The sequence below is a fragment of the Brevibacterium marinum genome (assembly GCF_011927955.1).
In the GTDB taxonomy this organism is placed as follows: domain Bacteria; phylum Actinomycetota; class Actinomycetes; order Actinomycetales; family Brevibacteriaceae; genus Brevibacterium; species Brevibacterium marinum.
The window spans coordinates 767619-794003 of sequence record NZ_JAATJN010000001.1; the positions used below are offsets into that span (position 1 = coordinate 767619).

Below are 26385 nucleotides of genomic sequence, written 5' to 3' on the forward strand. Positions count from 1 at the left end.
GTCCTATGAGCATATTCGTACTGGTTTCGGGAGCCTGGCATGGCGGCTGGTGCTGGCAGAGGGTCGTACCTCTCCTCCAACAAGCTGAACACGAGGTTCACACACCCACCTTGACAGGAGTATCCGATCGAGCCCACCTGATCAGTCCCGCCGTCGGCCTCGACACGCATATCGCCGATGTCGTGAGCTATCTCGAAACCTACGATCTCAACGACGTTATTCTGGTCGGCCACAGCTATGCCGGTCAGGTCATCACCGGGGTCGCGGATGCTGTGCCTGAGCGTATCTCCGTCCGAGTACATCTCGACGCTTTCATCGGCGATGGTCGCGCTGCCGTCGACATGCAGCCCGCCGAGGTGGCCCATCACTACCGCGAATCCGTCGAGGGCTCTGGGTTCGGTTGGCTGATACCCACCCGTCCGCTTGAAAAGCTGGGCGTGAGCAACCAAAGCGATTTCGACTGGCTGGCGCCCCGACTGACTCCTCATCCGTGGAAGACCTACACCGATGAACTCCCGCTCACCGGCGCACACGAGCGGGTGAAGGGAGTGTTCATCGAATGTGTCGACTGGATGCGAGTCTTCCGGCAATCGCGCGAGAGGGCCGATGAGCTGGGGTGGGCGGTCCACGAGATCGCAACCGGGCACGAAGCGATGGTGACCGCCCCATCGGAGTTGGCCGCCCTGCTCGACGAAGTCGCCGCCTGAGACCAGATCCGCACGGTACACAGCTGCGGGCCCATTCCCATCACTACTGCTGAGGACAAATTATGGAATTCCTGGTTCGCTTCGAGACAAATCTTCCCGAGACGATGAGCGCAGAAGAAATCGCCGGACTGAAGTCAGCTGAACGCGAGAGAGCTCAAGAGCTGCGGCAGTCCGGCATCCTGAAGAAGCTCTGGCGCGTCCCCGGCCGCAAAGCGACCGTCGGACTCTGGGCTGCAGTCGATGCAACCGAACTGCATGCTGCTCTGGCTTCCCTACCGCAATTCGCCTGGATGGATGCCACTGTCGAACCTCTTGCGACTCATCCTCAGGAGAAGTGACGATGTTTCAACCCGAAGATCAGACGGTCCTCCCCATTCCACCGAATAGGCTTGAGGGAACGGTCTCCATCGTCACCGGAGCCTCCGGCGGATTGGGGTGTGCCATCGCTGATCGTCTGACCGCAGAGGGCAGCACTGTGGCATGCCTGGATGTAAAAGAGCCCGCAGACGCCGACGGGGCAAACAATCGGGATCATTTCTTCAAGTGCGATATCACCGATGCGGCCGCGGTGGAGTCGGTGGTCGACGACATTACCGAACTCTTTGGTGGGATCGATATCCTGATCAACAGCGCCGGGATTCTGTCCGGGCGGGAAAGCTCCCTGCGCACCAGCGCTGAGGAGATGCATCGGTACTTCGACGTCAACGCTGTCGGCCCGATGCATATGGTGCAGTCTTGCTATCCGCAGCTGAAAGCCAGCCGGTGGCGTGGTCGCGTGATCAACGTGGCATCTCGAACCTTCTTTATGGGCAACCCTGGCCAGTTGGCATATATCGCCTCCAAAGGTGCCCTCACAGGCATGACCCGGGTCCTGGCCAAAGAATTCGGTCCGGACTGGGTCACAGTCAATGCTGTCATGCCCGCACAAGTGGCAACGCCGGGAACCCGAAAGCATTCCGGTGAAGAAGTGTTCAGCACGACCATGCACAAGCAGGCGATCGAAGAGTTTGTCACCCCCTCGCATTTTGCGGGTCTCGTGGCCTTTCTGGCCTCGCCCGACGGTGCCCTCATCACCGGACAGTCCTTGATCTGTGATGGCGGCGGACTGATGAGATGAGATCCTCACGGCAGATGAGTCAGCCGAATCCAACGAAAGTGGTAGTCCAGTTATGACAACAGACAAGAAATCAATCGTAGTCTTCAGCGCTCACTCCGGGGACTTCGTCTGGCGAGCAGGTGGAGCGATCGCCGTATCAGCAGCTCGCGGCGACGATGTCCACGTCATCTGCCTGAGCTTCGGAGAACGGGGTGAATCCCAAGGCCTGTGGAAGCAGGACGGCATGACCATCGAAAATGTGCGAGAGAAGCGACTCGCTGAAGCCACCGCAGCTGCAGAGATCCTCGGTGCAAGCGCTGACTTCCTCGACCTCGGCGACTACCCGCTCAACGTCGATGACGAAGCGTTCAACCATGTGGTCGACCTTCTGCGCCGCTACCGGCCGGACACGATAATCACGCATGTCGCCAACGACCCGTACAACCGCGACCACAATATGGCTCATGAAGTTCTGCTGCGGTCCCGCATGGTCGCTCAGGCCATGGGTCATAAGACCGAAGACCCGCCGCTCGGTGCTCCGCAAGTGCTCATGTTCGAACCCCACCAGCCGGAGATGTGCAATTTTTCCGTCGACCTCATCCTCGACATCACCGAGGTCTTCGACGTCAAGCTCAAGGCCATGCAGTGCATGGGCGCACAGAGCCACCTCATCGAGTACTACACGGAACTGGCGGTACGTCGCGGTGTCCAGGCTGTTCGCAACAGCGGGAACAGCTCAATCTCACACGCCGAGGCGCATGCTCGCCTGTTCCCAGTCGTCGGAAGTGATCTCGTATGAGTGCCCAGCGAATCGTTCGCTCTCGATCCATCTCAGGTCCCCCCGCCTCGGCGCTTGAGACCTTTTCCCGTCTTGGAGTGGCCACCGTCCACGAGGCAATGGGAAAACGGGGCCTCGTCGAACCGGTGCTGCGTCCCATCTACGCAGGGGCGCGCATCGCCGGCCGGGCGATCACCGTGCTCAGCCACCCCGGAGATAACCTGATGATCCACGCGGCAGTCGAGCAGTGCGGCCCCGAAGACGTCCTCGTCGTCACGACAACCTCTCCGTCGACCGATGGAATGTTCGGAGACCTCTTCGCCACTGCACTGCAGGCACGCGGAACAGCGGGCCTGATCATCAACGCCGGGGTGCGTGACGTGGCCGATCTCACCGCCATGGGTTTTCCCGTCTGGTCCAGAGCTGTTCATGCGCAGGGAACGAACAAACTCAACCCCGGGTCGATCAATGTGCCCGTTCATTTGCCGGGAGTCGCAGTGAACCCGGGCGATGCCATCATCGCCGACGATGACGGAGTGGTCGTGGTTCCCCGCGCTGAGGCCGCCGCGGTTGCGCAGAAGGCCCAGTCCAGGGAGGACAAGGAGAAGCGGAAGCGCGATCAATTCGCCGAGGGTGCCCTCGGGCTCGACATCTATGATCTGCGACCCAAACTGGAAGAGCTGGGCATTGAGTATGTCGACCAGGACTAGCGCGAGACGCCGTCGGCACCGTGGTCTAGCGAGCGGAGCACACTCTCAGCCCGGGCACGGACCGTTGGTCAGAAGCGGACAATGCTGATGGTCACCTCGTCCGAGCCTCTGGCGCCCGCAGAGATCGAGGCTCTGCGAAGGCGGGGCCGGCACGCGGCGGCAGTGGCACGCACCGCAGCACAGGTGGCATCGAAGCGTTCACTGCCTGCGACACTGCACGCTCTGGCGGAGGAGATTCTGCAGGCCGACGGTCTGGCAGGAGTTCAGGTGCTGACCAACGAACACTCCGGTGACAAACTGCACATGCTCGGCACCGCAGGGTTTCCCGCGTCAAGGAACAGCTCGTTCTTCTCTCTGCTGATGGAATGCCGGCGTCGCGGAGCCGACCTGCGCATGTTGGATGTCTTCAGGACGGGAAAGCCGATCATCCTTCCTCACCGATACGCGGTCGTGATGAATAGTCCGGCCTGGGAACCGCTGCACGAATATCACCGCGAACCGGAATGGGACGCTTTCGCCTCAGTGCCGATCACCATACGCCAGACGACGATCGGCGTACTCAATGTCTTCGTGTCCCCCGGCAAGGAGATCGACAGCGAAGGATTCGACTTCCTCGTCTCGATGGCCGAACAAGCCGGACTGGCCATCGACTACGCCTCCCTGCTCGAACAGGAGCGCAATGCCGCCCAACGTGAGGAACGTCAGCAGCTGGCTCGCGACCTGCACGATTCCGTTGTTCAACAGGTCTTCTCCATGGGCATGCTCGCGCAGACGCTCAAGGTGCTCGCTGACAATGATCGGACCGAGAGTTCTGACCGCATCCAGGAGATCACGACCGACCTCGTGGACATCACCGGTTCTGCGCTGAAGGACCTGCGCGGACTCATCGCCCAACTCCGTCCCTCTGCTGTGTCCGGGGTCGGACTGCGCGAAGCCGTGTCTAAGCTGGAATCGGCCACACACCGGCAGACCGGAGTGAAATTCGAGACCGATATCGCCGAGGCGGTAGATGACATCGGCGGTGAAATCGCGGAGGATGTCTACTTCGTCTTCGCTGAGGCGGTCCACAACGCCGTCAAACACTCATCAGCAGATCTCATCTCCATCGGGATCCAACGCGACGAAGAGGGCATGATCGACCTGCACATCAACGACAACGGGGACCTGACCACGAATCTCCTGCGTGATGACCACGGGCTCATCGCCGGCAACGGACTGACCTTTATGCGACAGCGCGTGGAGCGCTGGGATGGCCAGTTCGAAGTTTCCATTGGTGGCAGCTCAGGTGGAACAACAATTCGCGCTCGGATCCCGCACCGCGAATGGGAACTCGACAACGGATGATCACCGCAAAGGGTTGGGACAACTTATGAATGTTCAGAGGAGAGACGGAAGCGAAGATGCCTCTGACGATCCGGGCCTGCCCAGGGACTCGGCAGCGAAACAGGACGCGCTCAAAGTTCTCATCGTCGATGACCATGCTGTCGCACGGATGGGGATTTCGGCTTATCTCAATGTGCTCGAGGACATCGAGTCTGTGGGGGAGGCCGTCGACGGGCAGGACGCTCTTGACAAGCTTGCTGAGCTCAAGGTCTTCGGTGGATTGCCTGAGGTCGTCATCATGGACCTGCTCATGCCGCGACTCGACGGGCTGAGCGCGTTGAAGGAAATTCGCCGGCTCCATCCTGAGATCAAGGTCGTCGTTCTCACGAGCTATGGAGAAACGGAGAGACTGAACACTGCCATGCGGCTGGGTGCGGTCGGGTACCTGCTCAAGGACGCCGGCCCAATCGAGGTGTCCGCAGCCATCCGAGCTGCTGCGAGAGACGAGGTCTTCATCGATACGGCCATGGCGAAGAAACTCACGCAGATGATGAGCTCGCCAGCCGGAGGAATCTCATCGCTGACCGAGCGTGAGAGAACCGTGCTGATGCTGGTCGGAGAAGGCAGATCCAACCGCGAGATCGCCACCGAACTGTTCATCTCCGAACGCACGGCACGCACCCACGTGTCCAACATGCTGGGCAAGCTCAATCTCACCTCGCGCACACAAGCCGCGCTCCTGGCCGTCAATGCCGGCCTCATTGCTCCCCCTGGGTGATCCGGTGTGACCTGGGTGATCCGGTGTGACGCCCCGTACGACCGAAGCTTGCCACCATTCACGATTCGGCACGGAAAGATACGTCAAACGTCTCGGGTCGATCGCGCCGATTTCCATACTTCCTGAGGCCCCCTCCTTCCTAGAGTTCAATGTGAACCGAATCACGTAACACCCGTCGTCACGGTCTCATGATCGTCGCGGATCGTCAGCCGGAACGGAATCGCAGTCGCTGCAGACTTCCCGTTCTCACCGGTCAGACACCGCTCTATGAGCCGAGAACGAGTCGGATCTGACGACTCGAGAGCAGAAAGATGAATCGCCATGGCCAAACTGATCGCCAAGACCCCACAGGAGAAGAGGGCGCTTGCCGGGCTCCTGGACAACATCGGCTATGAAGTGATGCCTTTCAAGAGCGCGGTGTCCAAGGTCATCTCAGATGTCCCCACCGAGGTGCCTCTCACGATTACAGCGACAGGCGGGAAGGGACTGGAACCCACGCTGAATGCGACGATCGAGCTCACTGAGAAGGGCTACACAGTTGCCCCTCACATTCCGGCCCGCCTGGTTGCCGGGCCAGAAGAACTCGACCAGATCGCCACACGTCTCGAAACGGCCGGAGTGAACCGAATCTTCATTGTCGCCGGTGACGCTGAACAGCCAGCTGGCCTCTTCAACGATGCACTCGACCTGCTCAAAGCTCTCAAGGTACGCGGGCACTCGTTCTCGAATATCGGCATCGGCGGCTACCCCGAAGGGCACGCCCTGCTCCCCGACGAGAAGGTCAATAGAGCTGTCCATGACAAGGCACCGTTCGCTGACCGGATCCTGACTCAGATCTGCTTCAGCTCAGACACACTCCTCGCATGGGGTGCGCGACTGAAAGCTGAAGGCATCGGACTCCCCACCTTCGTCGGTATGCCCGGTCCGGTCCGTCGACAGAAGCTCATGCGGATCTCCGCGGGGCTGGGACTGGGCCAGTCAGCGAACTTCCTCAAGAAGCAGCAGAACATGTTCTGGCGATTTTTCAGCCCGTCTGGGTACACCCCGACAAAACTGATCCGAGGTCTGGTTCAGGACCTATCGAAATCCGACACCATGATCACCGGGTTACACATCTTCACGTTCAACGATCTCGCGCGAACCGAAGCTTGGCGGCGAGATCTCATCGAGCAGACCCAATGACCAGCGACTAAGCCGTCAGCACCATCCGACTCTAGTGTGAGGAGCACCAGCGGTGACAACTAACACAGCAGTAGCTGAGAAGACAGCCGCCCCGATACCGAGGAAGTCTCCGGTCGCAGATCCCGATGAGGCGAACATCGCCCGCCTCATTGTCCACGGCACTGACCGCCCGGGCATCGTCTCAGAGATCACCAGCGTCCTTTCGGACTTCGGGGCAAACATCATCGCTTTCGACCAGTACACCTCAGATCCCGTTGGAGGGCGCTACTTTCAGCGCACGGTGTTCTCACTCGAGAACCTGAGCGTGGAGGTCGAGCGCCTTCGAGCAGCGCTCGGTGGTGCCTTGGAAGGCACCGGCCTGCAATGGGAGCTCATTGAGGCGAAGAATCTCAAGCGAGTGGCAGTCTTCGCATCGAAGTCCGACCACTGCCTGCTCGATCTCCTGTGGAGGCAGCGCCGGGGCGAACTCCCAGTGACCATTTCGATGGTGATTTCGAACCATCCCGATCTCAGTGAAGATGTTCGCGCCTTCGGCATCCCCTACTTCTATGTCCCGGTGGACAAGGAGAAGCGCGACGAAGCTACGCAACGTCACCTTGAACTGCTGCGCAACAACGTTGACTTGGTCGTGCTTGCCCGCTATATGCAGATCCTGACCGAGGAATTCATTGATGAGGTCCGAGTCCCGATCATCAATATCCATCATTCCTTCCTTCCGGCCTTCATCGGTGCGGCGCCCTACCGCAAGGCGAAGGAGCGAGGCGTCAAGCTGATCGGCGCGACCGCACACTATGTGACGAAGGATCTCGATGAGGGTCCGATCATCGCTCAGGATGTCGTCCCTGTCACGCACAAGGAGTCTGCATCCGATCTGCAGCGCAGGGGCGCTGATGTCGAGCGTAGGGTGCTCTCATTCGCGGTCGAGGCTCACTGCCAGGATCGCGTGCTGCGCGACGGCAACGCCACCATCGTCTTCTGACAATCTGTCAGATCGCCGCAATGCAGACCACAGTCATCATGACTATTGAAAGGAACGGTGTCACGTGAGTGCACAGATCCTCGATGGAAATGCCACCGCGAAAGCCATCCTCAACGATCTCATCGCTGAGGTGAGCCGACTGTCTGAGCAGACAGGGAAGCGCCCGGTACTGGCAACGGTCATCGTCGGCGATGACCCAGCTTCGCACACCTACGTGAAAATGAAGGTCAACCGGTGCAGAAAGGTCGGCATCGAACCGCGTCAGATCACCTTGCCTGCGGAGTCGAGCACCGAACAAGTCGTGAGCGAAGTGCGCAAACTGTCCGAAGATGATTCTGTCGACGGAATCCTCGTGCAACATCCTGCGCCTGCCCAGGTCGACGAGAAACAGGTGTTCGAAGCGATCGATCCCGACAAGGACGTGGACGGTGTGACCGCTGGCTCGCTGGCGGCTATGGCTTTCAAGGAACAGGGGTTTCGGTCCGCTACTCCTGGCGGGATCATGCGCCTGTTCGAAGAATATGGGATTGAACTCGCAGGGCGGCACACGATAGTCGTCGGTCGCAGCCGAATTCTCGGAATCCCTATGGGGCTTCTGTTGTTGGCAGAGAACGCCACCGTCACCTACTGCCATTCAAAGACCGTGGATCTCAAAGATCACGTGTCTCAGGCGGACATCGTGGTCGCGGCTGCAGGACAGCCCGGACTCATCGCCGGGGACTGGATCAAAACGGGTGCGGTCGTTGCAGACGCAGGCTATGCCGATAACGCGGGTGACGTCGAGTTCGACGTGGCTGCAGACCGAGCCGCTTGGATCACTCCAGTGCCAGGCGGTGTTGGTCCAATGACCATCGCCTGTCTCCTCGAGCAAACCGTGGAATCCCACCGACGACGCCACGGGCTGGACTGAGGTCGTCTGCTCCCGAAATTGCAATCTACACCCAGATCCACAATCAACTGCACCACATCGGCTTGAAGAGACCAGATGGGCTCTTCCATTTCGCTGGAAAGAGAGGAACAAGAAAATGAGTGAGAAATCTCTGCAAGATGTACTTGATTCGTCAGGTGACGTCGTCGAGCACCTGCGCAATGTCAAGGTCGGCGCCTATGTCTATCCTGTTGTCGCCGCCGAATTCAGCAACTGGCGTAACGAGGTCCAGGCATGGCGTGACGCCGCAGTGCTCTTCGACCAGTCGCACCATATGGACAACCTGTACATCAAGGGTCCCGATGCCCTCAAGCTGATTTCGGATACCGCAATCAACTCGGTGGCGAAGTTCCCGGTGAATAAGGCCAAGCAGTATGTACCGGTGACGCCGTACGGTCACGTCATCGGCGACGGCATCTTGTTCCGCTTGGCTGAAGAGGAGTTCGTCTATGTCGGACGTAGCCCGGCGGCGAACTGGCTGACCTTCCACGCCGAGACCGGCAACTACAACGTCGAACTCACCGTCGACCGCCGCTCTCCCTCCCGCCCCATGGGCAAAGCTGTCAATCGCGAGGAATGGCGCCTCCAGATCCAGGGCCCCAGGGCTTGGGAAGTCATCGAGAAGGTTCACGGCGGTCCTCTGGAGCAGCTCAAGTTCTTCAACATGTCGACGATGAATGTCGGCGGCAAACAAGTCCGCACTCTGCGTCACGGCATGGCCGGCGCCCCCGGTTTGGAGCTGTGGGGTCCCTACGAGGACTACGATTTCATTCGCGAAACCATCATCGAGGCCGGTGCCGAGTTCGGGTTGGAACCCGCAGGTGCACGAGCCTATTCCTGCAACACACTGGAGTCCGGTTGGATCCCCTCTCCCTTGCCGGGAATCTACTCCGGCGACAAGCTTGCCGACTACCGCAAGTGGTTGGGCGCCGACAGCTATGAGGCGAACTCCGCAGTCGCAGGGTCGTACGTTCCCGAGACGATTGAGGGCTACTACACGACCCCGTGGGAGCTCGGTTACGGGTCATTCATCAAACATGACCACGACTTCATCGGTGCCGATGCCCTCAAAGCTATGGATCCCGAGGCTCAGCGTAAGAAGGTCACTCTCGCATGGGACGGCGACGACGTTGCGACCATCCATGCTTCGATGTATCAGAAGGAAGAACTGCCCTATAAGTTCTTCGATCTGCCGAATGCCAACTACGGTGCCTCGAATTTCGACTCCGTGCTGGACCACTCGGGCAAGGTCGTCGGCAAATCGATGTTCACCGGCTACAGCTGGAACGAGAAGCGACCGCTGTCGCTGGCGATTGTCGACCCGGACGTCGAGATCGGTTCTCAGCTCAAGGTCGTATGGGGCGAACCCGACGGCGGCACGAGCAAGTCCTCCGTCGAGCCCCACCGTCAGTACGAGGTCGACGTCGACGTCAGCACAGTCCCGTACTCCGATGTCGTTCGCAAGACCTACACCGATGGCGGGTGGCGAAAGAAGTGATTCGCCACTGATCCACCTGCACTGCAGACGCACAGCCCATTCCTTGCGACAGTGGGCCCAAGGGGTGGGCTGTGGCCATTCGTGGCTCTTCCCAGCCTCGGCGGAGTTTCCCGCAGCTTGCAGGAATCTGCTAAGAACCAAGACCTTGTCTCCCGCCTCCGCCACCTCACCAAGGGCGTTCGCCGACTGGCTGACGCGGCGCTGTGGTGACGACGTGGTCAGGTGGCTGCGATCGGCAACCTCGGGCCAAACGTGAGCACGTCAACGACATTCGTGACACTTTGCTCACGGTGCTCACGACTGGAAGGAAGCTAGGCAAACGTCGTCCGGAACACCTGAGGGAGTCGCCCAGGGAGGATCGAGGCACGGAGATTGAAAGAGGGAGATTCTGTCGTGGCAGTGAAATATATCGACGAGCTCAAGGCTTCTGCCGTTGAGCTCGTCATTTATGCCCAGTATGATCCCGAGACTGCGACCGGGGCCATCACCCTCGTCGCGAACGAGCTCGGGTTGAGCAAAGAAGCACTGCGGATCTGGGTAAGCAGGACAAGAAATCTTGTCAGTCAAATCCAGAGGAGTCAGTTGAACTTTAAGGTGAGAACCGTCGGTTTGGAACCGAGTTGGCCGAAGCCAGAAGGGCGGACGGGATTCTGAAAGGCGATTTCGGATATGGGAGTGGCTGGTGCGAATTTGAGGGTGCACACCCAGCGGACGTTGCAGTCTGCGTGACACAGGCGTGCGCTCGTGGTTGGCGAGGGACCTCAACGCTTTCGTCGTAGTATCGATAGCGTAGGTGCGGTCGAAATGTTCAAGACTTGGACACACGAATGTCTTCTGAGTCTCCTCGTTTGGTCGCTGTTTTTGATCAGTCTCAAGGAATCACCGAAGAAGAGATCTACCGAGACGGGACCGCATCCCGGCCGCCTGCGTGCCTGTGCCAACACCGAATGCAATCTCTTCCTCATCGACCACAGCCGGCCAGGCACGGCGAAGTGGTGTTCCATGTTCACCTGCGGCAACCGGATGAAGGTACGAGCCCACGCCCAGCGCACGCGTCAGCAGCGATGAGTGGGACTGCTCGGTCGCTGCCAAAGCTACCGGGAGATAGTCTCATCTGGTTACGATACTGAGCACCACTGTCAACTCGCGGACCCGGAGCTCGCCTCGTAGGGGGCAACCTGAGGTTCGTCAATGCGTCCGCCAATAGAGGCATGAATGAAGCACCTGATTGCGCAGCGGCAGTTGCTCTGGTGAGTCTGCGGGGCCAGGATGTGTGTATGGAAGAGCCTCGTACCGACCTCGCCGGCGAGCTGTCCGGGTGCCGTGTGGTGCTGACGGCTCAGCGGCGCGCCGCACAGTTCGCAGCTGCTCTCGAGCGCCACGGTGCGGCGATCGTTCATGCGCCCGCGCTGTCAGTTGTGCCGCACATCGACGATCCCGAACTCGTTGCGCGCACTCGCACGCTCCTCGACCAGCAGCCTGACATTGTCGTGGTCACGACCGGCGTCGGTTTCACCGGCTGGGGTGAGGTTGCCGAGGCCGCCGGCCTCACTGAGCAATGGCACGCGATGCTCGCGAACGCCCGAATCATTGCCCGTGGTCCCAAGGCCCGTGGTGCGATCCAAGCAGCCGGACTGGTCCCCGACTGGGTCGCAGAGTCCGAAACGAGCGCCGAGATCCAGCAGGCACTGCTCGACGAAGGCGTACGGGACGTACGGATAGCGATTCAACACCACGGGGCCGGCGCCGACGGCCTGGACGAAGCGTTCGCCGCCGCGGGGGCCGATGTCTGCTCACTGGTGATCTACCGGTGGGGGCCCGCACCCGACCCGGACGCCGTGATGGCGGCCGTTCACCTCATCGCGCGTCGCCAGTGCGAAGCTGTGGCCTTCACGTCTGCGCCTGGTGCCACTGCCTTCCTCGAGGTCGCCCGCGATCAGGGTGTGCTGCCGCAGGTCATCGACGCCTTCAACGAGGAACGCGGTGTACTGGCAGCTGCGGTCGGCGATGTCACGGCGGCACCGCTGTGGAGCCACGGCATCAAGCCCGTGATCCCGGACAGATTCCGCCTGGGCGCACTCGTGCGCACTCTGGTCGCCAAACTCACTGCCCTGCAGCGTGCGGGCGTCGAGGGCGGTCGGTGAGCTGAGCGGCTGCCTTCGTGATTCCGCTTTTACTGGGTCATTTGCTGGACGAGCACAGGAACGTATCCCAGAGTGGAGAGGAGCGCCCATACTGCCAGGGAATACGTGATGCACAGAGCACCGATTGCCAGCCAGCGGCCCCCTTCACCCTTTCGTTTGATCTGGTCCAGAGCGACGTGTCCGGCGCCCACTGCGAAAACGGCAAGAACCGCCGCCCCAAATAGCCAGACCCCCGAAACGGTGACCAGTGCCAAGACGATGGCTGCAATCGCAGTTTTGTTCAGTCGGCCAGGTTGTATGTGTTCTGACCCCTCCGGTGTGCTCATTTCGACTTTCCTAATCCCGGGCTGGGGTGGCGCTCGGTAAGCGCGACGTCGACTCACGCTATCTAGACTGCGTAATACTATTGGTTGTCGATAAGTGCCTGGGTTTCGTCGATCAGGGTATCGAGTAGCCCGCATGTGGCCATCAGATCCTGGACTGAGGCGGTGAAGAGTTCAGCGATGCGATCTTGATAGTGCGCGGGACTGATCGGGAAGGAGTCGATCATCTGGACTGCCTTCTTCTCATTGATGCAATATTGCTCATTGAGGGCGAAGAGCACCTGATTGAGGCAGGAGACTGCCCGTGTGACGTGAGCGTGGACGTAGTACGGGTCGGCCTTGTCCGCGTTGGCTGAGGCGAACATCGCTGAGAATCCTGCCTCGAACTTGAAGAAGTTGACCAGCGACGCTTTGAGTTCTGCCGGGTAGGTTTCCGCGCCAGATTTCAGCCTCGTCACTTCGCCTGCACCGTCCCACAGAACGCGACTGATGGCCAACTCGCCGACGTACATTGCATTGATATAGGCGTGGGGGTGTCCGGGCTGGTAGTGGGCGGTGACTCTGCCGACACGGCAGTTGTCGAGCTCAGTTGCGACGCGACCGGTCTCGCGAAGGATCAGGTCGACATGGTGTCCGTCGATGACGAGCCATCCGCCGCCGTTGATCCATTCTCCCCATTCGCCCGGTGCCGCGACCAGCTCATCGCGACTGTCATCGTCGAGTTCGCGGGCACATTTCTTGAGCTGCGCGAGGTCAAGCTCAGCAGCATCGTAGTAGATCCCAATGTCGATATCGGACTGGGCTGAATGTGTTCCGCGGGCCCGAGACCCGCCGAGAACGATGGCATGCACACCCGGTATATCTTGAAGTGATTGAGACACTGTGTCTAGTACGTGTTCGATGGGCACGGTTGACTGTCCCTTCAGGGAGTCGTTGAGCATTTTGTGAAGCGTACTCGACTTCGGCGCAATGTCGGCGGCATCACTGATATGGGCAGGATCGCGCAGATGGCTTCCGGCTCGAGCATCAAGGTCATCACACATGTGTACTCCGCCGCAACTGTGCACGTCGTGCTGTCGCAACCAAACTGCGGAGGGACTGATGGAGAGTTAGATGGCATCTGATCTAGCTGTCATGCGTTTCGCAGTGATCGGTGGGTGATGGTTGCTGCTGCCGCGGTGGCAAGGGCCAGGGTGCCGACGGTGACGGGTACAAAAGTTGCCCAGTCGAGTTGAATGGATACCGGCACACCGGTCGTTTGCTCGAGGCCGGCCGCGATGGCCGCGAGCGGAGGCATGGTAGCTGTCAACCCCAGCAATGCGCCTATGAGTCCGATCAGGAATGTTTCAGCCGAGATAAGACCGACTATTTGTTTAATGGTCCCCCCGGCGCCGCGTAGGACTGCGAGGTCGCCACGACGAGCGTGGGCGGCCATACCTATCGTGTTCGCGACCGAGAGGGCACTGTATCCGACGGCGAGAATGAGCAAGATTGTGGAGAACTGCTCAAACAGGCGGGCGTCGTCAGCGTACTCGCGGTCTGCGAAAGTCTTCGCATCCTGGGATTCGGCGCGCGGGCCTGCGTCGTCTGGGGCATCTTGGGCGGCGATGAACAGATCATCGGTCATCGTCGATCGGTCGTGGCTTCTGACGATGCTCCGGGAGAGGCTGACCGGTGGTTGGGCCGTACTGGTCTCGATGATCTTCGTGATCGGAAGGTGTTCGCTGGTGCCGTCGACAAAACCGACTCGTACACTGTCTCCGGTCGCCCAGCCGAACTGATCGGCCAACTGCTGTTGGACCACGAGACCGTCACTTGTGTGGTCAGAAGGAGCAAGTCTGCCCTGGGCGTCGACAATAGTGTTGGCCTCGCCGGGCATTGACGGGTCGTCAACGAACAGTTGGGTGTATAGCGCTGCCACGTGCTGGTCGGTACCGCGAGTGATGTCCTGCACTAGCGGCTCGGACAGCCCAGGGGTGCCGACGGGCTGAACGATCTTTTGACCTGAGAGAGCTGCCGTGACTCCGGCTGGGTAGGCGGTGCTGATGGTGGGCGCGAGGGCGCTGATGAGTGTGGCAAATCCAATCGTCAAGATGATCGGAGCTGCGATGGAACCTGCCCGGCGTGGTGCGTTGAGGATTTCGGACCGTACTAGCATCGTTGCTGCACCGCGGCAGCGTCGTACCGGCCACGACAGGAATTTCACCGCGGGCACGATCAGGAACGGTGCCAGGAGCGCCGCTGCGACAGTTAAGATCATGGCGGTGACCAGGCCCAGAACCAACTGACGATTGGCCTCTGTCATCACCGTGATGACAGCGAAGACGACCCCGACAGCCAGTGCGATCGATCCAAGGACTGCCATAGCACGAGTTGTTCCACGACTCTCGACCTGGGCCGAACGCAGCGCCTTCATCGGAACGACACGAGACGCCCGCTGACCGGCGGAGGCCGCTCCTGCGAGGGCGACCACTACGCCCATGATGACCGCGACGCCTATCGGAACGAACGCGGGTTGCACGTGCAGAGCCGGATCTGTGAGTTCCAGGTGTTTAAGCAGAGCACCTACCGGTGGCCCACCGATGACGCCGACGACAGCGCCGACGATCGAGCCGATCACTCCAGTCACTGCTGCTTCACCGAGTATCATGCCTCTGATCTGGCGAGGCGTGGCGCCGATGACGCGCAGTAGGGCGAGTTCGCGGCGACGCCGGGCGACGTCGAATGCGAAGGTAGAAGCGACGACGAAAACACTGACGAAAGCTCCCAGCAGAGCCATGGCGCTGAGGAGCTGTCCTCCTTGGGCTCGGATCTTTGCCAATGAGGGCGATTCGAGGGCCGAACGTTGCTGGCCGGTAAGTACATCCGCACTGCCGGCGATATCGTCAACGTCCGATGCTACAGCTTCTGACGAGGTGCCGCGGTCAAGGGTAAGACCAATGGCGGCCGCCCCTGGGCTCAATCGCTCGGCCATCGACTCACTGACATAGACGCCAGGACCGTCCACAGTTCCTGTGACCGTCACGGCTCGCTCACCGGAAGCCGTCAGGAGTCCCACTGTGTCGTCGACACCGATGCCGAGAGAGTCGTCGACGACGACATCGTGTGGCCCATCTGGAGCAGTCCCCGTGGTCAGCCGGTAAGGGGCAAGTTTCGTGCTGGACCAGCCGTGCCCAGCAGTAGTGTCTTCGTCGTCGCCAATCGGCTTACCGTCTTTGACGACTTGGGCATAAAAGGAGCGGTCGACAATGGCGGAGTCCACGCCGTCAACGCCCTGAAGGTCGCTGGCAAGTCGTTCTCCTACGGAGTTTTCCCACGGTTGGCGGGCCCCGGTGGAACCTGTAAGTGTGGCAGTCGGACGCTGGGTGACGACAATTGGGGTGTCGGCGAGGCGGTCTGGCACTTTTGCCTCGGAGGCGATGATGACGAGCAACGTGGTGGTGACCAGAGCCACGCCGAGCACGATGACGACGAAGCTGCCGACGAAGCCCGACCAGCGGGAACGCAATTGGGCGAATGCGAGCATCATGCCCCCACCTGGGTCATCTGGGCAGCGATCCGCGTCGCCGAGTCGGCACGCTGTTGATGTTGCCGCGGTTGCGAATCGAGGTCCAAAATCTCCGAGACGACGCCGTCGACTAGGAAGATCACACGATCCGCATATGATGCGGCGTCGGCGTCGTGGGTGACCATCACTACAGTTTGGCCCTGCTGGTCGACGAGGTCGCGGAGCAGGGCGAGTACGTCATGAGATGTGGCAGAGTCCAAGGCACCAGTGGGCTCGTCGGCGAAGAGGACTTCCGGGCGGGTGACCATAGCTCTGGCAAGGGCAACGCGTTGCTGCTGGCCACCGGATAGTTCGCTGGGCTTGTGGGTCGACCGGTCCTCGAGGCCGACAATGCGCAGGGCGTCCTCAAGCACGGATTTGCTGAGGCGGCGACGGCCGATGCGCAGGGGCAGCTCGACATTCTGAGCCGCCGTCAGCGAACCGACGAGATTGAATGACTGGAACACGAAGCCTACGTGATCACGTCGAAGGACAGTCCGGTCCTGCTCGTTGAGCTGCCCGACGTCCACACCCGCCAGGAGAACTTGCCCGCTCGTGGGATTGTCGAGACCTGCGGCGCACTGCAGCAAGGACGACTTGCCGGAGCCGGAAGGACCCATGATCGCGGTGAACGTTCCCGCTGCGAACCGGATTGAAACGTGGTCGAGAGCCGTGACCGCGCCCTCACCGATGCCATAATTTTTCGTGACGTCAATCAGATCGGCAGCGTGATTGGACGGCATGTGAGATCCCGGCGTATCGATGGACTCAACTGTGTCGATGTGAGGTCTTTTCGTCATAGTGTTCAGTCCACCGCGAGAATCGAGCGCGGTCACGGGTACGAGAAGGAGACTTCTTGGTAGTGCCAGCACTACCGATAATCCGTTTGGCAACGCCTACAATAGGGTTCATGTCGCCCACTACCGCTTGGCAGGCCCTTGCCCTGCGGCCACTGCACTTCGTGAGCTCGCCCTGGCCCTTGAAGTCGCTGGTGTACCTCGCCTCGGGAGTCGTGATCGGAGTCATCACGTTGCCATCCCTTGCGGCTTTACTCGCCGCAGGACTGGTCTCTGCGGTAGCAGTCATCGGCATCGTGTTCCTGATCGGCTTCGCCCTGTCCGGAGTCGTCGTTGCTCGCCTCGAGCGACGCCGCACCCAGTGGGTCGACACGAACGGCATCGAAGACCCACACCGCACGCTTTGCGAGCCAGGGGCTCGAGCGTGGATTCTCGCGCGGCTGCGAGAGCAGGCGACGTGGCGGGAGCTCGCCTTCGCGATAGTCTCGGCCACCTCGTTGTGGTTCGTCGATGCGGCAGTACTTGCCTTCGCCTTAGTGTTGCCGGTGTTTTGCTTTGGCGCGCCGACCAACGATCCGGATGCTTGGCCGTGGGTTTTGATCGGTCTGGCGCTTCTCTGCACTGCTCCCTACATCATCACGGCCTGGGCAGCAGCGAGAGCAGCATTGTCACGGTCAATGCTTTCTGCTCGTGACGAAGAAGTCGGGGCAGCCCTGACCGAGGTCACCCGGTCACGGGCACGGCTGGTGCAGGCATTCGACAACGAACGAACGCGCATTGAACGCGACTTGCATGACGGAGTTCAACAACGTCTGTCCTCGATGGGCGTATCGATAGGATTGTTGCGTCTCGATGCTACCCCGGGCTCCCCAGTAGGTCAGCAACTCGAGCTGCTGCACCAGCAGGTCAGCCTGGCGCTGGGCGAGCTTCGCGACCTGACTCGGGGCGTCCAGCCCCAGGTGCTTACTGACAACGGACTAGCGGCGGCAGTTGAGGATATCGCGTCCCGCTGCGCGACACCGGTCGGCGTCGAATTCAACCTGTTCGACCGTGTGGCTGTATCGATTGAGGTGGCAATGTACTTCGTCATCAGCGAGGCACTGACGAATGTCGACCGCTACAGCAACGCCAACAACGCCACGGTGATCGGACGACAGCACGACGGTCGCCTCGTCGTCGAAATCCGAGACGACGGTCGCGGCGGAGCCGACCCTTCCGCAGGTACAGGACTCATCGGCATTGCCGAACGCCTCGCAGTCCAAGGAGGGCGGTTGAAAATCTCCAGTCCCGCCGGAGGACCCACTCTCCTGCGTGCGGAGGTGCCGTGCCGGTGAGGATTGTGGTTGCCGAAGATTCGGCGTTGATGCGCGATGGGCTCATCACATTGCTCGAGCGATTCGGTCACGATGTGTGCGCCTCCGTCGACAACGCCGGCGACCTCGCAAAAGCGGCCAAACGTGAAGAACCCCAGCTGGTCATCACCGACGTACGTATGCCTCCAGACCATAACGACGATGGGCTCCGGGCTGCCCTCGACCTACGCCAACAAACCCCGGGCTCGCCGGTGCTCGTCCTCAGTCAATACGTGGAAAAGTCGTATGCGATGCGGCTTCTCGACTCCGGAGACGGCAGGGCAGTCGGCTACCTACTCAAGGACCGTGTCGGAGCGGTCACCGACTTCGTCGACGCCGCCGAGCAAGTTGCCTCCGGCGGAACAGTTTTCGATCCCGATGTTATCCGGCAACTACTCGTTCAGCGTGGTAGCCTTCTGGCCCGTCTGACTGCGCGGGAGAGTGAGGTGCTCTACCAAATGGCTCAGGGACGCTCCAACGCAGCAATCGCACGTGAGCTCGTGGTTACCGATGCAGCCATCAATAAACACATCGGCAACATCTTCGCCAAGCTCGAGCTCTCCACAACCGGCGACGAACACCGTCGAGTAGCCGCGGTTCTTGAATACTTGCGAAGCTGACAAGTTATTTTGGGTTGGGTTTGCTTCAAGGGCCCAGCGGTGACTCTGCAGTTCCAGCGGTGGGACCGGAGTCTATTCTGCGGGAGGGAGAGATCTATTCCCCGTGAAGTTGCGAGGGCTTGGAGCTTTTCAAGGTCGTCGGTTTGGATGCAGACGGTCGCACGGAGGCCCTCATCTTCGGCACGGAGCAGATAATAGGTATTGCTGTCGGTGAGCAGTTCGCCCTTATCGTCGAAAAACTTCCACTGGACTTGAACGAGAACGAGATTGTTCGTGAGATGGTTCTCGTCTAGCACTTCGTTCCCTATAGAGGCGAGTCCGAGTTTCCGGTACAGGGGATAGGACTGCTCCAATGTCTGCACCATTTGGTCTCTCGATTCGGCAACCCCCGAGAGCCGGTCGTCGACGATTACGCCAGGAGTCGCCCACAAGCCCGCCGCGGTCTCGGCGTCGAAACTGCTCAGGGAAGCTGCATAGCGGTCGAGATAGTTGTTGATCTGATCCTGATTAATGCTCATATTTCAACGATAAGAGAGAGCCGACAAGGCTATGGCGGCTTCAATAGGGATGCCAGCGTTGCAAAGACGGGCGATACGCGCTCGCAACTGCTCGCTCACGATATGTTGCCTCTCAACGAGGGAGGAGGTCGAGCAAACGGAACGAGCGTCTATGGAACTATGATCCCGGCCGCAGGGCTCTCGATACGAAGGACGTCTCAGAGATTGCTCAGGTTCATCCCACGGGAATTGTCAGGGAGTAGTGACTTACGGTCGTCGTATGCCGATGCTCAGAATTGAAATTGCCGCAACCGATCAGATCGAGGCCAAGCGAATTCAGTCTGTCTACCAGCGTGGAGAGAGAATCGTGAAGCTTGATGACGAAGCTATGGAGGAAACGTGGAGGGCCGGGTACACACCTGTCGGTCGCCCCGTGTTCGTCGGTCTGAACAACGGCGAACCGCTCATCTATCGATTTGACGTACCGGTCGAGACTGCGGTCATATAGCGTCGCTTGTTCAGTCGACCCCGCTCCCTGTCGTAGCCGAAGTTCTCCTTCTGGGCTACGGGAATTCGGCGGTACAAGGTGGACAACCGATCTGCCACAGCCGTGCAGGCGAAATGGATCGAACCTGTGACGAATCGACCCGATCACTCAACACCAAGAGAGGCAGATACACGGCGGGTGAACAATTACGACTCCTTCGCCGCAACCTGCTCGGCAGAGAATGACGGCAGTCTCACAAACGCGTATTGTGAGCCGCCAGCCATGCTCGACCTCCTCGGGAACGTTACGGATCGTCAGGTCCTTGACATCGGATGCGGCTGCGATTTCTTCGTCCGGCTTCCGCGTCACAAGCATCACCGAACCACAGCCGTTACCAGAAGCTTGTGAGCATTATCCGGATGGTTTTGACCATTTTTCATCCTCTCGTGGGTTCTTGTTGTTCGCACTTGAAGCTTCTCCACGTCGCTGACGCCAACTCCTGGTGGTTCCAATCCGCGCAGGCCCGGCCCCCGGAATTTGCACGGTGATCACCGCAGTGTCGGTTTTGTGCAAAGTACGCGGGCGTGGTGTGGGCGACGGCTGTGGGCGGCGATGAGTTCTCACCGGCCGACGGCTGGACCGGAAGCCCGGGGTCACACCAGCAGAACGTGAGTATGCGCACCGGCACACGGTAGGCTCACTACGTATGCTGATCAGACGAGAACGTTCAGGCGACACTGAAGCGATCCGCGCAGTCACGGCAGCCGCATTTCGCGCAGCGGAGCACAGCGCTCCGCCGGCGGAGCCGGGCGGAGATCCCGGCGAGGCGACCCTGATCTCCTGGCTGCGGTCCGATCCTGGGTGGATCCCCGAGCTCTCGCTTGTCGCTCTCGACAGCGACGAGATCATCGGGCACGTCGTGGCGACACGGGCGCACGTAGGTTCATGTCCGGCTCTCGGCCTCGGTCCGATCAGTGTTCTTCCTGAGCGGCAGGGAGCCGGTGTCGGCTCGGCCCTGATGCATGCGGTGCTCGGGGCAGCCGATGCCAGAGGTGAGACAGTAGTCGGCCTGCTCGGAGATCCCGCCTATTACGGACGTTTCGGTTTCGTCCCAGCATCGACGACCGCAGTGACTTCCCCGGACCCGGCCTGGGGCGACTATTTTCAGGTCCGCACGCTTTCGGACTATGAGGATCAGGGTGGGCCGTTCCAGTACGCGAGTCCATTCGACCGCTTCTGACCACAGCGTGCGCATTGATGAACAGCCTCGGCGATCCCAGGCGCGGCCCCGACCCGATCACCGGAGTGGTTCGAATGACAGCCACGGATGGGTTCAGCGCCTACGTGGCGGCTCCGGCAGTGGGGAAACTGCGACGGCGGCACCCCGGTCTCAGCGTGGAGATCGTGACCGTGACGCGACAGGCCCTGCAGCAGAGATCAGGGCTGGACATGTACGCCTCACGGGACTACCTGGCCGAGAACGGAACTCCGGTCACCGATTCGATGCGCCGACCGGCCGTCGCCGCCGTCGTCCAGGCCCTGCGGGATCAGACCGTCGCCCATGGTGAGGCACTGATGGGTCGCGGCGTACGCTGACGGGACGTCAATTCAGCTCCGATCAGTAGGAACCGAAGTCGACCTCAACGGACGCGGCACCCCGCAGGCTCGCCACCTCGTCGGCCTCAGATTCCACTGCCTTCTTGGCTCGAGCAGATACCGTCTCGAACGCTGTGACGGACATGCTCAACTTCTTCCCCTTCTTGCGCGCTCGCCATATGCCGACGATTCTGCCGTCGACAAGCACGGTCCCCGGGTCACCGACGGTCGTGAATACATCGCGATGCAACTCCTTGTCGATGATCGTCTCCCGATCACGCCCTTGGATATAAGGATCGCGTGGCGGAAGCAGTCGGACACCAGCTGGAGTCCGCGGCGACCGAAGCGCATCTCGGTCGTCCGTGAGAATCCAGGTTCGGCGACCGAAGTCGACTTCGGTCATCTCATCTTCGAGCAGGTTCCACCATGACTCGGCTTCGCGTGACCGCACACCTAGCCATGAGGCGAAGTCCCCACGAGTGGACGGCCCATATGCGTGCAGGTAGCGACGGAGGAGCTCGGCCCGAGCGTCCTCTGGGCCCATCTCGTGCCTCTGGATCTCCAGCCACTCATCGAGCAGTACGAACGGTGCCTTGTTCCCTTCTCGCGGCGCGAAGCAGATAACCTTCTGCAAGGTGAGGATGCGCAGACAGAAATGGACGACACCTTCTCCGCGAGGTTGGCCCTTGGCATATGGCCCCTCCTGCTCCCAGCTGTTGCGTTGGCTCTTCGGCAGATCGTGAGCGATCTGCTCAGCGAGCTCCGTTCCCAGGTCATTGACGGTCAGTCTGCGACCGGACAACACGGATCCGATCTTGTCCCGGATCCGGTCGACAACCTCGGCGAGGGGCATCCCCAGTTCGTCGAGCGACTGCTCCACACCGAGGATGAAGTGGCGCCGAGAACTGTCGTCGGGCGGGAGGACACCGGTCGTGAAAACCGGAAGGTCGGTTGTCGGAAAGTAGAACGGCGCACCGCGCATGCACCAGCTTTGGACCAGGCTTCTGTCCTCGGAAATCGCATTGTCCAGCGCTTCCCGGGTGACACCGGAGACCCGAGCATTGAGAGCGAGCAGAGCTGAACCGGATGGGCTGTTCTGAACACCGCAGATCCCGGTGGCATCGACCAGAGACTGCCGGGCCATACGCCGGTTCAGGTTCTGTGCCTCGAGACGGAACGCAATGACCTCGTCCCGCGTGACCTCCACGCTCATATGTCCAGGCTAACGTGGCAAGCTCGGCGGCACTTCGCCGAACTTCCAGGTCCATCGAGTACTCACAAGTCCATCGAATAGACGTCATGGACCGGCGACGAATGCGTGAGCGAGCGATCCAGGCTCATGCCGGTCTTCTGCGCCACACGCTGTGAGGGCCGGTTGTCCCGATGGATGATCGAGACCAACCGGGATGCCAGTGCATGTGAACGGGCGTATTCACGGCAGGCAATGGCCGCCTCGGTGGCAAATCCGAAGTACTGAGCCGATGTCTTCACATGGAACCCGACCTCCAGTTCGGCCGTCGCATTCAGCATCTGCCAGGTGAGACCGCAGTCGCCGAGGAGGTTCGCCATTTCGTCGAGATCGTTCGTTGACATCGCTCGGAATCTCAAGCGGGACGTCTCATTCGGTGGCATGCGATTCAGCCTACTCCCGCCCGACCGCCTAGGCTGGACGAAACCGAGGAAGGGATTCCGATGAAGCGCACGATGCAGGTCAGCGACAGCATGATGGTCAACGTCGACGCCGACACTCTGTGGGAACAGGTGGCCGATCCGACGCAGATGTCGCGCTGGAGCCCGGAGAACACGGGTGCGCACACCCCCGCAGAAGCACGACCTCTGCAGGTGGGCGAAGTCTTCGAGGGCAGCAACCGTCGCGGCCGAGCGGCGTGGGTCACCGAATGCGTCGTCACCGCCTCGGAACCGGGAGAACGGTTCGCTTTCCACGTGCGCAAGATCGGTGCCGGCTCGCCGAAGCTCGGTGGAAGCATCGCCACCTGGGTCTACGAGTTCGAGAATATCGACGGACGCACCCGAGTCACCGAGACCTGGAACGACGACCGCACCAGCTGGCCGGATTGGGCGGCGGCGATCGTCGACCGTGTGCTCACCCGAGGCAGAAGCTTCGCCGACTTTCAGAAGCTGAACATCCACAGGACGCTGACCACGATGAAGGACGAATTCGCGGACTCGGACGGGACGGGGTCCTCGCCCGCCCGATGAGGACAAGCGCGAGGTGATCACGGTCCTTCTCACACCGTGAGCGTGTTTCCAGCCGAGAATGCAGGATGGCCGGAAACACGAAAGGATGGGCGGTATGGAACTCAAGGATCTGCTCAAGGCACTCAACAACGGTGAAACCATTCTCAGCGACTCACCCCTGCACGCGGTCATGCACCGCACCAGCCAGGAGGCGCTTCACATCACCGCCGAGCTCAACAATTCGTATCGGGAGCCCGACGAGGTCCGGCAGCTGCTGGCCTCGCTGACCGGCAAGTCGGTGGACTCGACCGTCACGATGTTCCCGCCGTTCCACACCGACTTCGGGAAGAACACCACGCTGGGCAGACGAGTCTTCATCAATTCGGGATGCAGCTTCCAGGACCAGGGCGGGATCAGGATCGGCGACGACAGTCTCATCGGCCACAACACGGTTCTGGCGACCCTCAACCACGACATCAACCCGGAGCGTCGGGCCGACATGCATCCGGCGCCGATCATCATCGGGCGCAACGTGTGGATCGGGTCGAACGTGACCGTCCTGCCCGGTGTGAGCATCGGCGATGACTCGGTGGTCGCAGCGGGCTCTGTCGTGACCAAGGATGTGCGTGGAGGAACCGTCGTGGTCGGCTCACCAGCACGCATGGTGCGATCGGTCAACGACCGAGCCTGAACTCGAGGTCGCGCCGCCCTTCTGCGTGTCCATGTCGTTCCCTTGGTCGTCCGACGAACCGGTCCCCTCGAGCGAGGACTCGCCGATGTGGCAGTATGGAGAGTTGTCCGTCGATGAGGAACCATGGAGAGGGGTGAGGGAACTCGTGTCTGTTCGCGAAATCGATCCCTCTTCGGGGGTCCCCTTCTATCGTCAGATCAAAGACATCTTGCGCACGGAGATCTCAGACGGCGTCGTCGACGAGAAGACTCCCATCACCGAGGCGCTCCTGCTCGAACGCTTCGACGTCAGTCGCGCTCCGATTCGGCAGGCGCTGCAGGAGCTTGCCGACGAGGGATATGTCTACCGCATGCAGGGAAAGGGAACGTTCCCCATCCCAGGAGAGGTTGTGCACCGGCCTGCGGACATCAGACCGGGAGCCTTCCAGGACTACCTCATCGACCGCGGTCTGCACCCGACCTCCGAGGTCACCGGGCTCGAACGCGCGGTTCCTCCCGAAGAGGTGCAGCGTCTGCTGGGTTCGGCAGAGAGTGAATCACTGCTGCACTTCCACCGACGGATCTTCGTCGACGGCAAACCGCTGTCCGGCAATGAGGTCTACATCCAGGTCCCAGCCGACTTCGTCACCACCGTCGAAGAGCTCGAGCAGGAGCGCTCGGTCTTCAACATCCTCGAGAGCCGGTACGGCATCACCGTCGCACGGGCGGAGAACGAGGCCTCGGCGACCCAGGCCGTCCAGGGGCCGGCGGACACGCTCGAAATCGGACTCGGCGAGCCCGTGCTGCTCATCGATTCGGTGTTCTACGACCGAGGCGGGAACGCCCTGGGATGGCGTTCGGCGATCCATCGTCCCACTGACTTCAAGTTCCACTTCGTCACCGGTCGCTGACCTCTCGGCTTCCGGTCCTGTGGGGGTCGCTCAGGTTCCCAGCTGCGACAGGGCCGCGATGACCTGCGCCTTGGTGGCGATTTCGAGGGTCGGGTCGATGACCGGAGCGAACTGGGGTGAGTGATTGGCCGGGATGTCCGTGTTCACGGTTCCCGCCTCGGCGGCCTGCTCGTACTTCTGCGCATCGGTCGATCCGATCATCCAATAGGCGTAGGGAATGCCGAAGGCGTCGGGGATCTCGCTGAAGTCCTCCGAGGCGGTGGCGGGAGTCGCCGGCAGGACGACCCCCTCGTCGAAGTAGTCCTCGAAGGCCTTGGTGACCGTGTCGTTGGCATCTTCATCGTTGTCCGTCAGCGGGAACTGGTCGTAGTACTCGAAGGTCGGCTCCTTCGGGGACCCCGCGGCCCGGCACTCGCCTTCGACGATGCGTTCGATGGAGGCGATGATCCGATCGCGGACGTCCATGTCGTAGGTGCGCAGGTTGAGCAGGAGCTCGGCCCGGTCGGGGATGATGTTGGACTTCGACCCCGAGTTCGATGCCCCGACGGTGACGACGGCGAACTCGCCCGGATCGGTCTCCCGCGAGACGATGGTCTGCAGACGCAGAACGATCGTGGCGGCCAGCACCACCGGGTCGACGGACAGGTGCGGCATGGATCCGTGCGCTCCGCGACCGAACACGGTGATCTTCACGGAGTCCCCGGCCGAGAGCACGGGTCCGGCCTTCGTATTGACGGTGCCGGTGGGCATGGGCATCACGTGCTGGGCATAGGCGATGTCCGGTGTGGGGATCTTCGCAGTCAGCCCGTCATCGCGCATGGCCCTGGCGCCGGCGGCATCCTCCTCCGACGGCTGGAACAGTGCGATGTACGTGCCTGACCAGGCATCACGGTTCTCATGGAGCAGTCGGACGGCGCCGAGGAGGGCGGTGATGTGCATATCGTGTCCGCAGGCGTGCATGACGCCGTTGACCGTGGATGCGTAGTCGAGGCCGGTGTCCTCGGTTACCGGGAGAGCATCGATGTCGGCTCTGGCCAGAACCGTGGGCCCGTCACCGTTGTCGAGGACGGCGACGAGGCCCGTTGCAGAGATGTGCTCGACCTCCAGCCCCATGGCCGTGAGCTCGGAGGTGATGCGCGCCGAGGTGGTGTGCTCGGCGAGCCCGAGTTCGGGTTCGCGGTGGAAGTCTTTGTAGAGATCGCGCTGCCAGTCCAGCTGAGAGCCGATGCCGTCCAGGAAGTCGGTGCTCGTCATCACGTCTCCT

Annotated in this window: 29 protein-coding genes; 23 read left to right on the plus strand and 6 right to left on the minus strand. The window is 60.9% G+C overall.

Annotated elements, in window-relative coordinates; genetic code table 11:
- The first annotated feature begins 5 nt into the window (after positions 1-5).
- From BKA07_RS03340 to BKA07_RS03405, 14 genes are all read left to right on the plus strand, one after another.
- Positions 6-707 carry an alpha/beta hydrolase family protein gene (locus BKA07_RS03340; protein WP_167949641.1) on the plus strand — a complete coding sequence of 234 codons (702 nt, stop codon included), beginning with the start codon at positions 6-8 and terminating at the stop codon, positions 705-707.
- A 62-nt stretch (positions 708-769) separates the two neighbouring features.
- Complete coding sequence (locus tag BKA07_RS03345) at positions 770-1045, plus strand: muconolactone Delta-isomerase (protein WP_167949642.1); 276 nt, start codon at positions 770-772, stop codon at positions 1043-1045.
- Between the two features lie 2 nt (positions 1046-1047).
- Positions 1048-1824, plus strand: coding sequence for an SDR family NAD(P)-dependent oxidoreductase (locus tag BKA07_RS03350; protein WP_167949643.1), 777 nt, complete (start codon positions 1048-1050; stop codon positions 1822-1824).
- A gap of 52 nt (positions 1825-1876) precedes the next feature.
- A complete protein-coding gene (locus BKA07_RS03355) occupies positions 1877-2602 on the plus strand; it encodes a PIG-L deacetylase family protein (protein ID WP_167949644.1) in 726 nt (241 codons plus the stop codon).
- Positions 2603-2679: 77 nt separating this feature from the next.
- Entirely contained in the window at positions 2680-3291 is a 612-nt protein-coding gene (locus tag BKA07_RS03360; protein ID WP_425339313.1) for a 4-carboxy-4-hydroxy-2-oxoadipate aldolase/oxaloacetate decarboxylase, read from the plus strand.
- Positions 3292-3378: 87 nt separating this feature from the next.
- On the plus strand, positions 3379-4635 hold the full coding sequence (locus BKA07_RS03365) for a GAF domain-containing sensor histidine kinase (protein ID WP_167949646.1): 1257 nt from the start codon (positions 3379-3381) through the stop codon (positions 4633-4635).
- A 25-nt stretch (positions 4636-4660) separates the two neighbouring features.
- Entirely contained in the window at positions 4661-5392 is a 732-nt protein-coding gene (locus tag BKA07_RS03370; protein WP_167949647.1) for a response regulator, read from the plus strand.
- 321 nt (positions 5393-5713) lie between these two features.
- The gene (locus BKA07_RS03375) at positions 5714-6574 is read left to right on the plus strand and encodes a methylenetetrahydrofolate reductase (protein WP_209043848.1); all 861 of its coding nucleotides are present in this window, start codon (positions 5714-5716) and stop codon (positions 6572-6574) included.
- A 94-nt stretch (positions 6575-6668) separates the two neighbouring features.
- Positions 6669-7553, plus strand: coding sequence for a formyltetrahydrofolate deformylase (purU, locus tag BKA07_RS03380; RefSeq protein WP_342449134.1), 885 nt, complete (start codon positions 6669-6671; stop codon positions 7551-7553).
- Positions 7554-7617: 64 nt separating this feature from the next.
- A complete protein-coding gene (locus tag BKA07_RS19700) occupies positions 7618-8463 on the plus strand; it encodes a tetrahydrofolate dehydrogenase/cyclohydrolase catalytic domain-containing protein (protein WP_167949648.1) in 846 nt (281 codons plus the stop codon).
- 115 nt (positions 8464-8578) lie between these two features.
- The gene (ligM, locus tag BKA07_RS03390; protein ID WP_167949649.1) at positions 8579-9979 is read left to right on the plus strand and encodes a vanillate/3-O-methylgallate O-demethylase; all 1401 of its coding nucleotides are present in this window, start codon (positions 8579-8581) and stop codon (positions 9977-9979) included.
- Positions 9980-10372: 393 nt separating this feature from the next.
- A complete protein-coding gene (locus BKA07_RS03395; protein WP_167949650.1) occupies positions 10373-10633 on the plus strand; it encodes a hypothetical protein in 261 nt (86 codons plus the stop codon).
- Between the two features lie 150 nt (positions 10634-10783).
- Positions 10784-11047 carry a CGNR zinc finger domain-containing protein gene (locus tag BKA07_RS19175; RefSeq protein WP_245161822.1) on the plus strand — a complete coding sequence of 88 codons (264 nt, stop codon included), beginning with the start codon at positions 10784-10786 and terminating at the stop codon, positions 11045-11047.
- Positions 11048-11256: 209 nt separating this feature from the next.
- Positions 11257-12123 (plus strand): uroporphyrinogen-III synthase, encoded by an 867-nt coding sequence (locus BKA07_RS03405; protein ID WP_167949651.1) that lies wholly within the window; start codon positions 11257-11259, stop codon positions 12121-12123.
- 403 nt (positions 12124-12526) lie between these two features.
- On the opposite strand, the gene BKA07_RS03410 is transcribed toward BKA07_RS03405, so the two are convergent.
- The 3 genes from BKA07_RS03410 to BKA07_RS03420 form a co-directional block, all read right to left on the minus strand.
- A complete protein-coding gene (locus BKA07_RS03410) occupies positions 12527-13489 on the minus strand; it encodes a nucleotidyltransferase domain-containing protein (RefSeq protein WP_342448982.1) in 963 nt (320 codons plus the stop codon).
- Between the two features lie 89 nt (positions 13490-13578).
- Positions 13579-15975 (minus strand): FtsX-like permease family protein, encoded by a 2397-nt coding sequence (locus BKA07_RS03415; RefSeq protein ID WP_167949653.1) that lies wholly within the window; start codon positions 15973-15975, stop codon positions 13579-13581.
- The gene (locus BKA07_RS03420; protein ID WP_167949654.1) at positions 15972-16736 is read right to left on the minus strand and encodes an ABC transporter ATP-binding protein; all 765 of its coding nucleotides are present in this window, start codon (positions 16734-16736) and stop codon (positions 15972-15974) included. The genes BKA07_RS03415 and BKA07_RS03420 overlap by 4 nt, the downstream gene beginning before the upstream one ends.
- Before the next feature lie 167 nt (positions 16737-16903).
- On the opposite strand from BKA07_RS03420, the gene BKA07_RS03425 reads away from it, so the two are divergent.
- From BKA07_RS03425 to BKA07_RS03450, 6 genes are all read left to right on the plus strand, one after another.
- Complete coding sequence (locus BKA07_RS03425; protein WP_167949655.1) at positions 16904-18124, plus strand: sensor histidine kinase; 1221 nt, start codon at positions 16904-16906, stop codon at positions 18122-18124.
- 5 nt (positions 18125-18129) lie between these two features.
- Positions 18130-18762: a response regulator gene (locus tag BKA07_RS03430; RefSeq protein ID WP_425339314.1), complete on the plus strand. Its 633-nt coding sequence runs from the start codon at positions 18130-18132 to the stop codon at positions 18760-18762.
- Positions 18763-18881: 119 nt separating this feature from the next.
- Positions 18882-19055, plus strand: a complete 174-nt coding sequence (locus tag BKA07_RS03435) for a hypothetical protein (protein WP_167949657.1) — start codon at positions 18882-18884, stop codon at positions 19053-19055.
- 484 nt (positions 19056-19539) lie between these two features.
- A complete protein-coding gene (locus tag BKA07_RS03440) occupies positions 19540-19767 on the plus strand; it encodes a hypothetical protein (RefSeq protein WP_167949658.1) in 228 nt (75 codons plus the stop codon).
- 685 nt (positions 19768-20452) lie between these two features.
- The gene (locus BKA07_RS03445; RefSeq protein ID WP_167949659.1) at positions 20453-20986 is read left to right on the plus strand and encodes a GNAT family N-acetyltransferase; all 534 of its coding nucleotides are present in this window, start codon (positions 20453-20455) and stop codon (positions 20984-20986) included.
- A 17-nt stretch (positions 20987-21003) separates the two neighbouring features.
- Positions 21004-21342 (plus strand): LysR substrate-binding domain-containing protein, encoded by a 339-nt coding sequence (locus tag BKA07_RS03450; protein ID WP_425339315.1) that lies wholly within the window; start codon positions 21004-21006, stop codon positions 21340-21342.
- A 22-nt stretch (positions 21343-21364) separates the two neighbouring features.
- Here BKA07_RS03450 and BKA07_RS03455 read toward each other — a convergent pair whose 3' ends face one another.
- Positions 21365-22555 carry a winged helix DNA-binding domain-containing protein gene (locus BKA07_RS03455; RefSeq protein WP_167949660.1) on the minus strand — a complete coding sequence of 397 codons (1191 nt, stop codon included), beginning with the start codon at positions 22553-22555 and terminating at the stop codon, positions 21365-21367.
- Positions 22556-22617: 62 nt separating this feature from the next.
- Positions 22618-22935: a GNAT family N-acetyltransferase gene (locus tag BKA07_RS03460; protein WP_209043850.1), complete on the minus strand. Its 318-nt coding sequence runs from the start codon at positions 22933-22935 to the stop codon at positions 22618-22620.
- Between the two features lie 99 nt (positions 22936-23034).
- Between BKA07_RS03460 and BKA07_RS03465 the strand changes: the two genes are divergently transcribed.
- From BKA07_RS03465 to BKA07_RS03475, 3 genes are all read left to right on the plus strand, one after another.
- Entirely contained in the window at positions 23035-23562 is a 528-nt protein-coding gene (locus BKA07_RS03465) for an SRPBCC family protein (protein ID WP_167949661.1), read from the plus strand.
- A 94-nt stretch (positions 23563-23656) separates the two neighbouring features.
- Positions 23657-24232: a sugar O-acetyltransferase gene (locus BKA07_RS03470; protein WP_167949662.1), complete on the plus strand. Its 576-nt coding sequence runs from the start codon at positions 23657-23659 to the stop codon at positions 24230-24232.
- 145 nt (positions 24233-24377) lie between these two features.
- On the plus strand, positions 24378-25121 hold the full coding sequence (locus tag BKA07_RS03475; RefSeq protein ID WP_342448984.1) for a GntR family transcriptional regulator: 744 nt from the start codon (positions 24378-24380) through the stop codon (positions 25119-25121).
- A 30-nt stretch (positions 25122-25151) separates the two neighbouring features.
- Here the strand turns inward: BKA07_RS03475 and BKA07_RS03480 are convergent, their stop codons facing one another.
- Positions 25152-26375: an amidohydrolase gene (locus BKA07_RS03480; protein ID WP_167949664.1), complete on the minus strand. Its 1224-nt coding sequence runs from the start codon at positions 26373-26375 to the stop codon at positions 25152-25154.
- Positions 26376-26385 lie beyond the last annotated feature (10 nt).

Coding starts and splice junctions, on each gene's coding strand:
- BKA07_RS03440 (WP_167949658.1), top strand. CDS start 19,540: ATGCCGATGCTCAGAATTGAAATTGCCGCAACCGATCAGATCGAGGCC.
- BKA07_RS03375 (WP_209043848.1), top strand. CDS start 5,714: ATGGCCAAACTGATCGCCAAGACCCCACAGGAGAAGAGGGCGCTTGCC.
- BKA07_RS03445 (WP_167949659.1), top strand. CDS start 20,453: ATGCTGATCAGACGAGAACGTTCAGGCGACACTGAAGCGATCCGCGCA.
- BKA07_RS03425 (WP_167949655.1), top strand. CDS start 16,904: ATGTCGCCCACTACCGCTTGGCAGGCCCTTGCCCTGCGGCCACTGCAC.
- BKA07_RS03460 (WP_209043850.1), bottom strand. CDS start 22,935: ATGTCAACGAACGATCTCGACGAAATGGCGAACCTCCTCGGCGACTGC.
- BKA07_RS19175 (WP_245161822.1), top strand. CDS start 10,784: ATGTTCAAGACTTGGACACACGAATGTCTTCTGAGTCTCCTCGTTTGG.
- BKA07_RS03355 (WP_167949644.1), top strand. CDS start 1,877: ATGACAACAGACAAGAAATCAATCGTAGTCTTCAGCGCTCACTCCGGG.
- BKA07_RS03465 (WP_167949661.1), top strand. CDS start 23,035: ATGAAGCGCACGATGCAGGTCAGCGACAGCATGATGGTCAACGTCGAC.
- BKA07_RS03350 (WP_167949643.1), top strand. CDS start 1,048: ATGTTTCAACCCGAAGATCAGACGGTCCTCCCCATTCCACCGAATAGG.
- BKA07_RS03480 (WP_167949664.1), bottom strand. CDS start 26,375: ATGACGAGCACCGACTTCCTGGACGGCATCGGCTCTCAGCTGGACTGG.
- BKA07_RS03420 (WP_167949654.1), bottom strand. CDS start 16,736: ATGCCGTCCAATCACGCTGCCGATCTGATTGACGTCACGAAAAATTAT.
- BKA07_RS03340 (WP_167949641.1), top strand. CDS start 6: ATGAGCATATTCGTACTGGTTTCGGGAGCCTGGCATGGCGGCTGGTGC.
- BKA07_RS03365 (WP_167949646.1), top strand. CDS start 3,379: ATGGTCACCTCGTCCGAGCCTCTGGCGCCCGCAGAGATCGAGGCTCTG.
- BKA07_RS03455 (WP_167949660.1), bottom strand. CDS start 22,555: ATGAGCGTGGAGGTCACGCGGGACGAGGTCATTGCGTTCCGTCTCGAG.
- BKA07_RS03370 (WP_167949647.1), top strand. CDS start 4,661: ATGAATGTTCAGAGGAGAGACGGAAGCGAAGATGCCTCTGACGATCCG.
- BKA07_RS03410 (WP_342448982.1), bottom strand. CDS start 13,489: ATGTGTGATGACCTTGATGCTCGAGCCGGAAGCCATCTGCGCGATCCT.
- BKA07_RS03415 (WP_167949653.1), bottom strand. CDS start 15,975: ATGATGCTCGCATTCGCCCAATTGCGTTCCCGCTGGTCGGGCTTCGTC.
- BKA07_RS03470 (WP_167949662.1), top strand. CDS start 23,657: ATGGAACTCAAGGATCTGCTCAAGGCACTCAACAACGGTGAAACCATT.
- BKA07_RS03405 (WP_167949651.1), top strand. CDS start 11,257: ATGGAAGAGCCTCGTACCGACCTCGCCGGCGAGCTGTCCGGGTGCCGT.
- ligM (WP_167949649.1), top strand. CDS start 8,579: ATGAGTGAGAAATCTCTGCAAGATGTACTTGATTCGTCAGGTGACGTC.
- BKA07_RS03450 (WP_425339315.1), top strand. CDS start 21,004: ATGAACAGCCTCGGCGATCCCAGGCGCGGCCCCGACCCGATCACCGGA.
- BKA07_RS03345 (WP_167949642.1), top strand. CDS start 770: ATGGAATTCCTGGTTCGCTTCGAGACAAATCTTCCCGAGACGATGAGC.